Annotated in this window: 13 protein-coding genes; 4 read left to right on the top strand and 9 right to left on the bottom strand. The window is 74.6% G+C overall.

The window, feature by feature from the left end:
* Positions 1-3 precede the first annotated feature (3 nt).
* The 3 genes from ACPPVO_RS41830 to ACPPVO_RS41820 are packed head-to-tail and all read right to left on the bottom strand — an operon-like array spanning position 4 to position 3,026.
* Complete coding sequence (locus ACPPVO_RS41830; protein ID WP_426504124.1) at positions 4-822, bottom strand: serine hydrolase domain-containing protein; 819 nt, start codon at positions 820-822, stop codon at positions 4-6.
* Between the two features lie 10 nt (positions 823-832).
* Positions 833-2,452: a chitinase gene (locus tag ACPPVO_RS41825; RefSeq protein ID WP_426504123.1), complete on the bottom strand. Its 1,620-nt coding sequence runs from the start codon at positions 2,450-2,452 to the stop codon at positions 833-835.
* Between the two features lie 40 nt (positions 2,453-2,492).
* The gene (locus tag ACPPVO_RS41820; RefSeq protein ID WP_360388335.1) at positions 2,493-3,026 is read right to left on the bottom strand and encodes a helix-turn-helix domain-containing protein; all 534 of its coding nucleotides are present in this window, start codon (positions 3,024-3,026) and stop codon (positions 2,493-2,495) included.
* An 82-nt stretch (positions 3,027-3,108) separates the two neighbouring features.
* Between ACPPVO_RS41820 and ACPPVO_RS41815 the strand changes: the two genes are divergently transcribed.
* Positions 3,109-3,981: an SDR family NAD(P)-dependent oxidoreductase gene (locus ACPPVO_RS41815; RefSeq protein ID WP_426504121.1), complete on the top strand. Its 873-nt coding sequence runs from the start codon at positions 3,109-3,111 to the stop codon at positions 3,979-3,981.
* A 30-nt stretch (positions 3,982-4,011) separates the two neighbouring features.
* Here the strand turns inward: ACPPVO_RS41815 and ACPPVO_RS41810 are convergent, their stop codons facing one another.
* Complete coding sequence (locus tag ACPPVO_RS41810; RefSeq protein WP_426504120.1) at positions 4,012-5,535, bottom strand: pyridoxal phosphate-dependent decarboxylase family protein; 1,524 nt, start codon at positions 5,533-5,535, stop codon at positions 4,012-4,014.
* Between the two features lie 30 nt (positions 5,536-5,565).
* On the opposite strand from ACPPVO_RS41810, the gene ACPPVO_RS41805 reads away from it, so the two are divergent.
* On the top strand, positions 5,566-6,306 hold the full coding sequence (locus ACPPVO_RS41805; RefSeq protein WP_426504119.1) for a metallophosphoesterase family protein: 741 nt from the start codon (positions 5,566-5,568) through the stop codon (positions 6,304-6,306).
* A 6-nt stretch (positions 6,307-6,312) separates the two neighbouring features.
* On the opposite strand, the gene ACPPVO_RS41800 is transcribed toward ACPPVO_RS41805, so the two are convergent.
* From ACPPVO_RS41800 to ACPPVO_RS41790, 3 genes are read right to left on the bottom strand one after another with little or no spacing between them, the layout of a single operon-like run.
* Complete coding sequence (locus ACPPVO_RS41800; protein ID WP_426504118.1) at positions 6,313-7,293, bottom strand: N-acetylglucosamine kinase; 981 nt, start codon at positions 7,291-7,293, stop codon at positions 6,313-6,315.
* Positions 7,290-8,543, bottom strand: a complete 1,254-nt coding sequence (locus ACPPVO_RS41795; RefSeq protein ID WP_426504117.1) for a 6-phospho-beta-glucosidase — start codon at positions 8,541-8,543, stop codon at positions 7,290-7,292. The genes ACPPVO_RS41800 and ACPPVO_RS41795 overlap by 4 nt, the downstream gene beginning before the upstream one ends.
* A 59-nt stretch (positions 8,544-8,602) precedes the next feature.
* Positions 8,603-8,983 (bottom strand): DUF1992 domain-containing protein, encoded by a 381-nt coding sequence (locus tag ACPPVO_RS41790; protein WP_426504116.1) that lies wholly within the window; start codon positions 8,981-8,983, stop codon positions 8,603-8,605.
* 35 nt (positions 8,984-9,018) lie between these two features.
* Here ACPPVO_RS41790 and ACPPVO_RS41785 point away from each other — a divergent pair, with 35 nt between their 5' ends.
* Positions 9,019-9,594 carry a DedA family protein gene (locus tag ACPPVO_RS41785; protein ID WP_426504115.1) on the top strand — a complete coding sequence of 192 codons (576 nt, stop codon included), beginning with the start codon at positions 9,019-9,021 and terminating at the stop codon, positions 9,592-9,594.
* Between the two features lie 242 nt (positions 9,595-9,836).
* Here ACPPVO_RS41785 and ACPPVO_RS41780 read toward each other — a convergent pair whose 3' ends face one another.
* Both ACPPVO_RS41780 and ACPPVO_RS41775 read right to left on the bottom strand, forming a co-directional pair.
* Positions 9,837-10,661: a PhzF family phenazine biosynthesis protein gene (locus tag ACPPVO_RS41780; protein WP_426504114.1), complete on the bottom strand. Its 825-nt coding sequence runs from the start codon at positions 10,659-10,661 to the stop codon at positions 9,837-9,839.
* Between the two features lie 99 nt (positions 10,662-10,760).
* Entirely contained in the window at positions 10,761-11,180 is a 420-nt protein-coding gene (locus ACPPVO_RS41775; protein ID WP_426504113.1) for a hypothetical protein, read from the bottom strand.
* Between the two features lie 262 nt (positions 11,181-11,442).
* Between ACPPVO_RS41775 and ACPPVO_RS41770 the strand changes: the two genes are divergently transcribed.
* Positions 11,443-12,348: a phosphotransferase family protein gene (locus tag ACPPVO_RS41770; RefSeq protein WP_426504112.1), complete on the top strand. Its 906-nt coding sequence runs from the start codon at positions 11,443-11,445 to the stop codon at positions 12,346-12,348.
* Positions 12,349-12,352 lie beyond the last annotated feature (4 nt).

The raw sequence follows: 12,352 nt of genomic DNA, 5'->3' as shown, positions 1-12,352 counted from the left end.
GTACTAGGGGTGTGATCCGGCGCCGTGCTCGGCGAGCACGGCGTCGGACAGGACGGGCCAGACCTCGGCGGCCCAGGTGTCGAAGTCGCGGTCGGTGAGGCAGGCGAGGGCGAGGTTCGCGGCGGGGTCGACCCACAGGAACGTGCCGGTCTTGCCGAAGTGCCCGAAGGTGCGCTCGGAGTTGCCGGTGCCGGTCCAGTGCGGTGACTTGTGGTCGCGCAGCTCGAAGCCGAGGCCCCAGTCGTTGGGGTCCTGGCGGCCGAAGCCGGGCAGGACGCCGGTGACGCCGGGGTACTGCACGGTGACCGCCTCGGGCATGAGGTCGGCGGCGAGGGTCGGGTCGAGCAGTTCCTGGCCGAGCAGGGCGAGGTCGGACACGGGGCCGACGGCGCCGGCGGCGGGGGAGCCTTCGAGGCGGGTGCCGCCCATGCCGAGCGGCCGGAGCACGGATTCGGTCATGAGCTCGGCGAAGGTGCCGCCGGTGCGGGTGAGGACGAAGTCGGCGAGCAGTTCGAAGCCGCGGTTGGAGTAGATGCGTTTGCGGCCGGGCTGGGCGAGGATCTGGTGTTCGTCGAAGGCGACGCCGGAGGTGTGGGCGAGCAGGTGGCGGACGGTGGCGCCCTCGGGGCCGGCGGGCTCGTCGAGCAGGATGTCGCCGCGGTCGACGGCGACGAGGACGGTGAGGGCGGTGAGCAGTTTCGTCACCGATGCCCAGGGCAGGGCGGTGTCCGGGCCGTGGCGGTCGCGGATCCCTTCGGGGTCCACGACCGCCACGGCGGCGGTCGGTACGGGCCAGCTGGTCACCAGGTCGAGTGCGCTCACCCGTTGCAAACTACGGCAAAGCGTTGAGGAACGGGCGCTGGGCGTTCTGGAACTCCCAGTTGTAGTACCGGTCCCAGTTGATCGACCAGGTCATGAGGCCGCGGAACGCGGGTGAGGGGCCGCCGCGCAGGGTGTAGCCGCCGCAGCCGGTGCCGGAGACGAGGCAGGTGACGGCGGCCTGGACGACGGCGGGGGCGACGTAGCCGTTGCCGGCGCTGACGGCGGCGGGTACGCCGATGCCGATCTGGTCGGGGCGCAGGCCGGGGAAGGTCTGGCCGGTGTTGGCGACGGGGAAGCCGGCCTTGAGCATGTCGGTCATGGCGATGTGGAAGTCGGCCCCGCCCATCTGGTGGTACTGGTTGTCGAGGCCCCAGATCGGGCCGGAGTTGTAGTCCTGGACGTGCAGGATGGTCAGGAAGTCCCGCACGGCGTGGATGACGGGCAGGTAGGAGCCGGCGCGGTTGTCGCCGGCGCTGGTGCCGCCGTAGAACTGGTAGCCGAGCTGCACGAAGAACGTCTCGGGGGCCATGGTGAGCACGAACTTGGTGCCGTACTTGGCTTTGAGGGACTTCAGGGCGCTGATGAGGTTGACCACGACGGGGGTGGTCGGGTTGCGGAAGTCGCTGTCGCCGGCGTTGAGGTAGAGGGAGTGGCCCTCGAAGTCGATGTCGAGCCCGTCGAGGCCCCACCGGTCGATGATGGCGCTGACGGAGCTGACGAACGTGTCGCGGGCGGCGGTGCTGGTCAGCTGGACCTGGCCGTTCTGGCCGCCGATGGAGATGAGGACCTTCTTGCCCTGGGCCTGTTTGGCCTTGATGGCGGCGAGGAACTCGGCGTCGGACTCGACGCCTGCGCATTCGGCGGCGGAGCAGCGGTTGAAGCGGATGTCGCCGGAGGTGACGCTCGTGGGTTCGCCGAAGGCGAGGTCGATGACGTCCCAGGCGGCGGGGATGTCGGTCATGCGGATGTAGCCGGAGCCGTTGGCGAAGCTGGCGTGGTCGTAGCCGATGAGGGCGTGCCTGGGCAGGCCGGTGACCGGGGTGGTCGGGCTCGTGGACGGGCTCGTGGACGGGCTCCGGCTCGGGCTGGGGCTCGCCGACGGGCTCTTCGACGGCGACGACGAGGTGGGCGGCGTCGTCGTCGGCGGGGTGCCGGGGCCGTCGAGGGCGATGTCGTCGGCGTTGTAGGCGCCGGTGCCGTACCAGCCGTGCAGGTACACCTGGATCGAGGTCTGGCCGGCGGTCGTGGTGAACGGGACGGTGAGCTTGGTGTAGGCGGTGGCCGCGGGCGTCCACGTGGAGGCCCCGCCGGTCACGCCGATGTAGACGTAGCTGCCGCGGACCCAGCCGGAGAGGGTGTATGCGGTGTTCGGCTGGACGGTGACGGTCTGGGTGCACTGGGCGGTGTCGGACGTGGTGGCGTTGCCGTTGAGGGCGTACGTGCCGGTGTGCACGGGTGTGGTGACCGCGGCGGAGCCGGAGCCGGTGCAGGACCAGCCCGACAGGTTGCCGCTCTCGAAGCCGGGGTTGGACAGCAGGTTGGCCGCGTACGCGTTGGTGGCCACGAACAGTCCCGTGACCAGCAGGGTGGCGGCGCCGAGGATGAGCGCGGCGCGCTTCGTCGGCTTCATGGGCGACCTCCATCGACGGTGGTCGCCATTATTAGGTTTGTTAACTGTTCATGTCCAGCGTTCTTAACCCGGCCTTCATCATCGCGACCATCCGGGCCCGGGCCTGCGGGTCGGGGCCGGCCTGCTCCCGGGCGACGCAGCCGACGACGAGGGCCTTGACGTCGGCCAGGGTGACGTCGGCCCGGACCGTTCCGGCCCGCTGGGCGGCGTGCAGCAGGGCCGTCTCGGCCCCGTCGAGGTCGAGGCCGGTGCGGGCGGCCGCGGCGCCGACGTCGAACCCGGCCCCGGCGAGGGCCTCGGCGAGCCCGCGGTGCTCGGCGGCGACGGTGACGAGGTGCTCGAGGTAGGCGAGGAGGTCCAGCTGCCCGGCCCGGGCGACGAGGGCCTCGACCTGTTCCAGGACGATCGCCTCGTACAGCGCCTCCTTGGTCGGGAAGTGCCGGCTCACCGTGCCGGTGCCGACCCCGGCCCGGCGGGCGATCTCGGCCACCGGCACCGACAGCCCCTCGGCCGCGAACACCGCCTTGGCCGTGTCGAGCACCTTGCGCCGGTTGCGCACGCCGTCGGCCCGCATGGTCGCCTCCAGTTGTAAACGGGATGGTCGTCCCGTATATTCGGCAACCGGGACTTCCATCCCGATTCTAGGGGGCGGCGGCATGTGGAGCATCGGCGACATCGGCGAGCAGACCGGGCGGGTCGCGCTCGTGACCGGCGCGCGCGGCGGCATCGGGCTGGAGGTGGCGCGGGCGCTGGCCGGGCGCGGGGCCACGGTGGTGACGCCGGGCCGGGCCGAGCTCGACCTGGGCGACCTCGCCTCGGTGCGGGCGTTCGCCGGCGGCTTCCCGCACGAGCGGCTCGACCTGCTCGTCAACAACGCCGGGGTGATGATCCCGCCGTTCGGGCTGACCGCGGACGGCTTCGAGACCCAGATCGGGGTCAACCACCTCGGGCACTTCGCGCTCACCGGCCTGCTGCTGGACCGGCTCCTGGCGACGCCCGGGTCGCGGGTGGTGACGGTGAGCAGCAACGCCCACAAGCGCGGCGCGATCGACCTCGCCGACCTGCACTTCGCCGGCCGCCGGTACGTGCCGATGACCGGCTACGCCCAGTCGAAGCTCGCCAACCTGCTCTTCGCCGCCGGGCTGCAGCGGCGCCTGGCCGCGGCCGGCGCGCCGGTGCGGTCCGTCGCCGCGCACCCGGGCGCGGCCCGCACCGGGCTCATGCGGCACAGCCCGCTGCACTTCCGCATCGTGGTGCACCGGCGCACGAAGTGGCTGTTCTCCTGGCTGATCCAGGACCCGCTCCCGGCGGCGCTGCCGATCCTGCGGGCGGCCACCGACCCGGATCCCGCCTTCTACTACGGGCCGGGCGGCTGGGGCGAGTTCACCGGCCGGCCCGTGCCCGTGCGCCCGGCGCCGGCGGTCCCGGACCCGGCCGCGCAGGACGCGCTGTGGGCCGAGTCCGAGCGCCTGACCGGCGTCGTGTTCCCGGCACGCGTACCGGAGCCTCGTGGGCCGGCTGGTGCGTGAGGTGCCGGCACAGCCGGCCTCCTCACACGATCACCGCGCCTCACCCGCCTGATCGGCCTGTCCGGCCCGCCCCGGAGCCCCGTCGGCGGCCAGGCCGGCCCGGACCTGCGCCACCAGCGCGTCGGCGTCCCCGGCCGTGGCCCGCGGGTTGACCACGCACGCCCGCAGCGCGAACACGCCGTCCACCGTCGTGCCGGCCAGGAACGCGCCCCCGCCGAGCTGGACCGCGCGCAGCACCCGCCGGTTCAGCTCGTCCAGCTCCTCCCCGTCGGGGCCGCCGGGCGGCCGGCACCGGAAGCAGACCACGCTCAGCCCCCGGGCCAGCAGCTGCAGCTCCGGCGCCGCGGCCACGGCGGCGGCGATCCGGTCGGCGACGGCGAGGTCGTGCTCGATCAGCTCCCGGTAGCCGCGCACCCCCAGATGCTTGAGCAGCATCCAGACCTTCAGCGCCCGGAACGGCCGGGTCTGCTCGAACCCGTACTCGCTGAACCACACCGGCCCGCCGACCCCCGCCGGGTCGTCGTCGGTGCGCAGGTACGGCGGCACGAGACTGAACGCGTCCCGGGCCGGCGCCCCGTCGCGGAACAGCACCAGCCCGGCGTCCACCGGCGCGTACAGCCACTTGTGCGGGTCCAGGGCCACGCTGTCGGCCCGCCCGAGCGCGGCCCGCACCGCCGCGAACCGCGGCAGCAGCAGCACCGCCGGCCCGCCGTAGGCGGCGTCGACGTGCAGCCACACCCCGAACTCGGCGCACACGTCCCCGATCGCCGCGAGGTCGTCGACCGCCCCGGTGTTGACCGTCCCCGCGCTGGCCAGCACCGCCACCGGGACGTGCCCGGCCCGCACGTCCGCGGCGATCGCGTCGCGCAGCGCGGGCACCCGGATGCGGTGCCCGTCGTCGGACCCGACCACCCGCACGTTGCCGGACCCGATCCCGAGCAGCTCGGCGGCCTTGCGCGCCGACCCGTGCCCCTCGGTCCCCTGGTACACCACGAACCGCGCCGCCGCCGGCCCGCCGGCCCCGGCCTGCACGCCGTCCTCGCGCACCGGCCGCCCGGCCCGCAGCGCCGCCCGGTGCCGGGCCACGGCCAGGCCCGTCAGCGTCGCCGCCGACCCGCCCGACACCAGCAGCCCGTGCGCCGTCCCCGGCAGCCCGGCGAGCTCCGCGAACCATCGCACGACCTGCCGCTCCACGTGCACCGCGGCGTGGTTGCCGCCGGCCACGCTGGGGTTCATGGCCGCCACGAGCAGCTCGGCGAACACCCCGAGGGGGTGCGGCGGCGGGTTGACCCAGCCGTAGAAGCGGGGATGGCCGTTGCCGAACGGCCACGGCTCCACCCGCGCGGCGAACTCGCCGAGGACCGCATCGACCGGGGCCCCGTCCTGCGGTACCGCCTCCGTCTCGAACCCCCGCACCACCGTCTGCGGCACGGGCCGGAACACCGGCTCGTCCCGGAGGCCGGTCAGGTGCTCCACCACGAGGTCGACGACCTGGTGCCCGACCGTGCGCAGCTCCTCGGCCGTCCACTCGAACCGTGACTCGCCGCCGTTCATGACCGGCTCCCTACTGGCTAGGTTGGAACGATGAGAGTGGCTGTACTCGCCGATGTCCACGCCAACCTGCCCGCGCTCGAGGCGGTGCTGCACGACGTCGACGCGCGCGGCGTAGACCGGATCGTGCTGCTCGGCGACATCGCCGGCGGCCCGCTGCCGGCCGAGACCCTCGACCGCCTCGCCACCCTCGGCGAGCGGGCCGTGTGGGTCCACGGCAACGGCGAACGCGAGCTCGTCGACGCGTTCGACGGCAAGCCCGGCAAGGACCGTAACGCGGCCGACGCCGCCGTGTGCGCCGCCCTGATCGGGCAGGGCCACCGCGACCGCCTGGCCGGGCTGCCGATGACGGTCACGCTCGACGTCGACGGCCTCGGCCCGGTGCTGTTCTGCCACGCGACGCCGCGCCGCGACGACGAGTTCGTCCTCGTCGACTCGCCGGTCGCGCGGTGGCGGGCGGTCCTGGACGGGGTCGCGGAGGGGCTCGTCGTGTGCGGGCACACCCACATGCCGTTCGACCGGCTCGCCGGCGGGCGGCGGGTGGTGAACCCGGGCAGTGTCGGCATGAACTACGGGCCGGCCGGGGCGTACTGGGCGCTGCTCGGCGACGGCGCCGTGCAGCTGCGCCGCACCGCGTACGACGCGCGGGCGGCGGCCGCGCGGATCGAAGCCGGCCCGCACCCGCAGGCGGCCTGGTGGGCCGAGCAGTACGTGACGAAGCCGTACGGCGACGCCGACGCCCTGGAGGCCTTCACCGAGCTCGCCCGGGACTGAAGGTCGTCAGAGGGCCGCGCGCACGGCGGACTCCAGGGCGGGCGGGCAGGCGCCGCCGTGCAGATGGTCCAGGGCCAGCAGCGCCGCACCCGCCACCGGCGGCGAGGACAGCACGGTCACCGTGGCGCCGGGGGACAGGGCGTGCAGGCGGGCCAGCAGGTCGTCGTGCAGCATGGGCCGGCGGGCCGTCAGCACGCCGCCGCCCAGCACGATGGTGTACGGCTCGCGGAGCAGGCCCAGCCGGGTGGCCGAGACCCGGACCAGGGACTCGATCTCGTCGGCCAGGCGCCGCACGACCCGCGAGGCCAGGTCGTCGCCGGCGGCGGCCACCTCGAACACCACCTCGCAGAGCTCCTCCAGGCGGGCGGCCGGCAGCTCGCCCAGGTGCAGGGCGACCGCCACCGCCTCCACCGTCGGGCGGCCGAAGTGGGCGCGGACCGCCGGCTCCAGGGCGGTCGCCGGGCCGCGGCCGTCCTCGGCGCGCACGGCGTGGTACAGGGCCAGGGCGGCCAGGTGGTGCCCGCCGCCCCAGTCGCCGGAGAGCTGGCCCAGGGCCGGGAAGCGGGAGGTGGCGCCGTCGGCGCGGCGGCCCGCGGCGTTGATGCCCGCGCCGCAGACGACACCGACCGCGTCGGGGGTGGCCGAGCCGGCCCGCAGCAGCGCGAACAGGTCGTTGTCGACGGTCGTCGTCGCGGCCAGGGCCAGCGCCGACACCCCGGCGTTGAGGCGGTCGACCTCGACCGGGAGGTCGGCGCCGGCGGTGTAGACGGCCAGGTGGGAGAGCTCGATCGCGGCCGGCAGGGCGGCCTCGGCCCGGGCCCGGGCGACCAGCGCCGACAGCCCGGCCAGGGCGCCGTCGAAGGTCAGCACGTGCGGGGAGATCGTCGGGCCGGTGACCCGGGCCAGGACGCGGCCGTCGGAGTCGCCGACGACGACGTCGGTCTTGGAGTTGCCGCCGTCGGCCGCGGCGTAGAGGCGGGCGGTCATGCCGGCCGTCGTGCGAGCCACGGCAGGTGGGCGCGGTTCGCGGCCAGCAGGTCGCCGGTGAGGCGCTCGGCCTTGTCGTGCTGGCCGACCAGCGGGTGGGCCAGCAGCGCCCGGTACACGCGGTCCCGCCCGCCGTGCACGGCGGCCGCGACGGCCAGCTCCTCGTACGCCGAGACGCCGGCCACCAGGCCCGCCAGCGCCGGGTCCAGCGGGGGCGCCGGGACCGGGACGGCGCCGGCCGCGCCGACGCGGCAGGTCGCCTCGATGACGGCGTCGTCGGCCAGGAACGGCAGGAAGCCGCGGTTGCGCACGTTGACCGCGTGGTGGGCGCCGTCGTCGTGGTGCAGGGACGCGATCAGGCCCACCGCCGCCTCCGAGTAGAAGGCGCCGCCGCGCTGGCCCAGCAGGTCGGGCTTCACGGACAGGGCCGGGTCGGCGTACAGGCCCAGCAGCTCCCGCTCGATCTCGGCCACCCGCTCGCCCCGCGTCGGCTCGGTGCGCTCCTGCGCGACGACCTCGTCGTGGCAGTAGAAGTACCGCAGGTAGTACGACGGCACGCAGCCCAGGGCGCGCACCACCGCGGCCGGGATCTGCACGCCCGCGGCGATCTCGTCCAGCGACGCGTCCAGCAGGCCCGGGAGGCGGTCGACGCCGTCGACGTACGCGGCGCGCTCCCACGTCAGGTGGTTCAGGCCCACGTGGTCCAGGGTCACCGCCGACGGGTCCACGCCCAGGGCCGCGGCCCAGCGGCGCTGGAAGCCGATCGCCACGTTGCACAGGCCGGCCGCGCGGTGGCCGTCGTCGAGCAGGGCGCGGGTCACGATGCCGACCGGGTTGGTGAAGTTCACGATCCAGGCGCCCGGGTCGGCGCGGCGGGCGATGTCCAGCACCACGGGCACCGTGCGCAGGGCCTTCGCGAAGCCGCCGGCACCCGTGGTCTCCTGCCCGACGCAGTCGCAGGCCAGCGGGAACGTCTCGTCGCTGATGCGGGCCTGCTGCCCGCCCACGCGCAGCTGGATGACCACCGTCGCCGCGCCGGCCAGGGCGTCGTCCACATCGGACGTCCAGCGCAGCGTGGCCCGGGAGCCGTGGGCCTGCAGGATGCGCCGCGCGAACGCGCCCACGACGGCGAGGCGCTCGGCCGCCGGGTCGAGCAGCACGATCTCGGAGGCGAACGGGGCCAGGCGGGCGAAGCCGTCGACGAGCTCCGGGGTGTACGTGGACCCGCCACCCACAACGGCGATCTTCACGAGCCAGCCCTCCAGTCCTACTAATAGGAAGACTAACTAACCGTCTCGGCGGACCAATGTCAACGTCGCTCGCGCCACTGGGCGACGACGGCGTCGGCGTCCAGCGGGCGCAGCAGGGTCGGCGGGCCCTCGATCAGGCCGCGCCGGGCGCGCTCGATGCGCGCGTTGAGATCGGCGACCGCCCGCCGCAGCGACTCCTCGGTGCGGAACCGCCCCAGCTCCCCGGGCAGGTCCTCGACCTCGCGGCGCAGGCGCAGCGTCGGCGGGATGCCGCCGGGCAGGCTCTCGCGGCGGGCCAGGTCCCTGACCCACCAGTCCTCGTCGTAGAGCTCGCCGTGGTCGGGCAGCGGCCGGCCCGCGCCGGGCAGGTCGTCGAACTCGCCGCGCTCCTGCGCCTCGCGGATCTGCCGGTCGATGTGCGATTCATACCAGCTGGCCATTGCCCCCGAGTGTACCCGTGGCAGGATCTTGATCGATGGAGCAGTTCGAGCGGTACGGGTACCCGGCGCTGGCGATCCTGGTGTTGCTCGAGGGCGTGGGCATCCCGACGCCGGCCGTCACCGCCGTGGTCGCCCTGTCCGCCGCCGCGGCCGCGCACGGGTCGGGCGGCCTGACCGCGGTCGCCCTGGTCACCTTCCTGGCCGCGGTCGCCGGCGACAACCTCGGCTACCTGCTCGGCCGGCGCGCCGGGCGGCCCGCGGTGCTGCGCTTCGGCCGGCGCGTGCGGCTGACCGAGGAGCGCCTCGAGCGGGCCGAGCGCTTCATCGCCACGCGCGGCCGCAACATCATCGTGGTCGCGCGGTTCATCGACGGGCTGCGCCAGACCAACGGCATCATCGCCGGCGCCACCGCGCTGCCCTGGCGCCAGTACGCCCCGCGGGACGCGGCCGGCGGTCTGCTGTGGACGGTGCTGTGGGTCGGCGTCGGGGCCGTGGCGGGCGACAACATCGAGCAGCTGCGGCGGTACCAGGCGTGGATCCTCGGCGCCGCCGGGCTGGTCGCGCTCGGGATCCTGCTGCGGTACCTGTACCGCCGCCGCCGGCATTCATAAGTCCCGGATTCAGCTACGTTATGTCACCGCACGGGTGCATCGCGCGACCAGCGGCCCGAACTTCGGCATCGGCAACGGCAACCAGTCGTCGTTCACGTTCCAGGCCCTCGTCGGCTTCGCTTCGAGCTGCTGAACCGCCTGACGTAGCGGGGCACCGCCTGCCCCGCCGACGTGGAGCGTTGACCGATGCCCGCGGGAAGCAGCCCCTTCCCGCGGTACATCGGTCAACGCTCTCGGCATGTTCAGGCGATCGCGACGGCGCGGCCGGTGACCCGCACCCCCGACGCCGGGTCGGCGTCGAGCTCCACGAGCAGCCGGCTCGGGCGGCCCATGTCGTCGCCCTGGTGCACCGTCAGGGCGGCCGGCACCGCGACCAGGCCGAGCTCGCGCAGGTAGCCGCCGAACGCCCCGGCCGCCGCCCCCGTCGCCGGGTCCTCGTAGACCCCGCCGGGCGGGAACGGGTTGCGGGCGTGGAACACCGTCGCCGACTCCCGCCACACCACATCGACGGTCGTCCAGCCCTGCTCGGCCATGAGTGCGGCCAGCGCCGGCTCGTCGTAGCCGAGCCCGGCCAGCCGTTCGCGGCGGCGCAGGGCCACGACCGGATGCCAGGCACCGGCGAACGCGGCCCGCAGCGGCAGCTCCGGGTCGAGATCCTCCGAGGTGTACCGCAACGCCTCCAGCAGCCGCGCCCCGACCTCGGCCGGGATCGCGCGGGTCGCCGGGGCCACCGTGCGCAGGGTGGCGCGGCCGTCGCCGGTGTCGACCGCGATCTCGCCCACGGGCGCGGCGAGCCGGATCGGTCCCGGCCCGAAACGCTCGGCGTAGGCGACCGCGGACGCGATCGTCGCGTGGCCGCAGAACGGCACCTCGGCCCGCGGGCTGAAGTACCGCACGGCCGCCGCCCGCTCCCCGGCGGGCGTCAGGAACGCGGTCTCGGAGTAGCCGACCTCGGCCGCGATCCGCTGCATCTGCGCGTCGTCGAGGCCGGTGGCGTCGAGCACGACCCCGGCCGGGTTGCCGCCGGACGGGACGTCGGTGAACGCGGCGTACCGCAGGATCTCCATGCCTGCACCGTAGGCCGGGGTCGGCCCGGCCGCGGATGCCAATCGGCCGGCGGTGGCATGACGCCCCCGCCGGCCGGCCGGTGTGCTCTACGCGAGGACCTACTTGTCGGCCACGCCGAGCTGGCCCTCGCCGCTGTGGAGCTCGGTGCCCTCGGCGAACGCGCCGTCGAAACGCTGCTGCAGCGCGTCGAGCTCGCCGAACTCCGCCTGGTGCGAGTCCTGGGCGCCCTCGGCCGCGAACACGTGGTCGTCGACCGACGCGTCGTGCGAGTAGTTGGTGAAGTCGTCCGACTCGGCGTGCACGACGCCCGGCTGGTCGAACTCCTGGTGGTGGCCCTGCGCGAAGTCGGTCGACGTGTCCTGGTGGTGGTCGTTCTCGTACACGCCGAACTGGCTGTGCGCGTCGTTCTCCGAGCCGTGGGCCTGGTGCAGCTGGTCGAGGGCGTCGTGCTCCTGACCCGCCTCATAGTGGCCGAAGTCGACGTCGCTCCCGCCGTCGTAGCCGGTGTCGTCGCTCATGGAGATTTCCCCCTCGTTGCTGTCAGACTGCGATAGGACCGACGCTACGGACTGTCGCACGTTCCGGAATCCCCCGAACGTGCCACGGGTCACATCCTGTCAGCCGTCCGGTGGGGGGACAGTCGGCCTCACGTGCTGGTATTCATGTCCGGCAGTCTCCGGGCCGGTGCCGCCCGGGCGAACACACCGTGTGCGCCAGGTGACGGCCCGCCGCGCCCGAAACACGTTCGCCGCCCCGGCCGGGCTCTGCGAGGATCGGCCCATGGTGCAGGCATCGGGGGTACGCATCGGCTGGGACGACCTGCCCGGCGGCGTCCGCGCGGCCGTCGAGGACATCCTCGGCGAGCCCGTCGCGGCGGCCGTGTCACAGGCCGGCGGCTTCTCACCCGGCACCGCCGACCGGGTCGTCACCCCGAGCGGGCGCCGCGCCTTCGTCAAGGCCGTCGGCACCCCCCTCAACCCCGACAGCCCGGCCATGCACCGCGCCGAGGCCCGGGCCGTCGCCGCGCTCCCGCCGGGCCTGCCGATGCCCGCGCTGCTGGGCGTCCACGACGACGGCGACTGGGTCGCGCTCGTCTTCGCCGACGTCAACGGCCGCCACCCGCACACCCCGTGGCGGGCCCACGAGGCCGAGGCCGTCCTCGTGGCGCTGCGAGCCTTGGCGGTACCGGTCCGGGGCCTGCCGAGCCTGCAGGCGGAGACGACCGGGGACTTCGCCGGGTGGCGCAACCTCGCCGCCGACCCGACCCCCGCCCTCGACCCGTGGGCCGCCGCGCGCCTCGCCGAGCTCGCCGCCCTCGCCGAACGCGGCCACCGGGCCCTCGCCGGCGACGCCCTCGTGCACGGCGACCTGCGCGCCGACAACCTGCTCATCCGCCCCGACGGCGGCGTGGTCGTCGTCGACTGGCCGTTCGCCTGCGCCGGGCCGCCCTGGTTCGACGCGCTCAGCCTCGTGCTCAACGTCCGGCTCTTCGGCGGGCACCTGCCCGACGACGTCATCGACGGCGACCCGGACGACATCACCGGGTGCGTGGCCGGGCTGGCCGGCATGTTCGCCGACCGCGCCCGCCGCCCCGACCCGCCCGGCCTGCCCACGCTGCGCAAGTTCCAGCAGGACCAGGCCGACGTGCTGCTGCTGTGGCTGCGCGAACGGCTCGGGGCGGCCTAGCCGC

Source organism: Dactylosporangium sp. McL0621, assembly GCF_049995355.1.
In the GTDB taxonomy this organism is placed as follows: Bacteria; Actinomycetota; Actinomycetes; order Mycobacteriales; family Micromonosporaceae; genus Dactylosporangium.
The sequence above is the reverse complement of the archived record's forward strand: the minus strand, read 5'-3'. Positions and strand labels throughout refer to the sequence as shown.

Coding starts and splice junctions, on each gene's coding strand:
- ACPPVO_RS41815 (WP_426504121.1), top strand. CDS start 3,109: ATGTGGAGCATCGGCGACATCGGCGAGCAGACCGGGCGGGTCGCGCTC.
- ACPPVO_RS41780 (WP_426504114.1), bottom strand. CDS start 10,661: ATGGAGATCCTGCGGTACGCCGCGTTCACCGACGTCCCGTCCGGCGGC.
- ACPPVO_RS41825 (WP_426504123.1), bottom strand. CDS start 2,452: ATGAAGCCGACGAAGCGCGCCGCGCTCATCCTCGGCGCCGCCACCCTG.
- ACPPVO_RS41800 (WP_426504118.1), bottom strand. CDS start 7,293: ATGACCGCCCGCCTCTACGCCGCGGCCGACGGCGGCAACTCCAAGACC.
- ACPPVO_RS41790 (WP_426504116.1), bottom strand. CDS start 8,983: ATGGCCAGCTGGTATGAATCGCACATCGACCGGCAGATCCGCGAGGCG.
- ACPPVO_RS41820 (WP_360388335.1), bottom strand. CDS start 3,026: ATGCGGGCCGACGGCGTGCGCAACCGGCGCAAGGTGCTCGACACGGCC.
- ACPPVO_RS41805 (WP_426504119.1), top strand. CDS start 5,566: ATGAGAGTGGCTGTACTCGCCGATGTCCACGCCAACCTGCCCGCGCTC.
- ACPPVO_RS41770 (WP_426504112.1), top strand. CDS start 11,443: ATGGTGCAGGCATCGGGGGTACGCATCGGCTGGGACGACCTGCCCGGC.
- ACPPVO_RS41810 (WP_426504120.1), bottom strand. CDS start 5,535: ATGAACGGCGGCGAGTCACGGTTCGAGTGGACGGCCGAGGAGCTGCGC.
- ACPPVO_RS41775 (WP_426504113.1), bottom strand. CDS start 11,180: ATGAGCGACGACACCGGCTACGACGGCGGGAGCGACGTCGACTTCGGC.
- ACPPVO_RS41785 (WP_426504115.1), top strand. CDS start 9,019: ATGGAGCAGTTCGAGCGGTACGGGTACCCGGCGCTGGCGATCCTGGTG.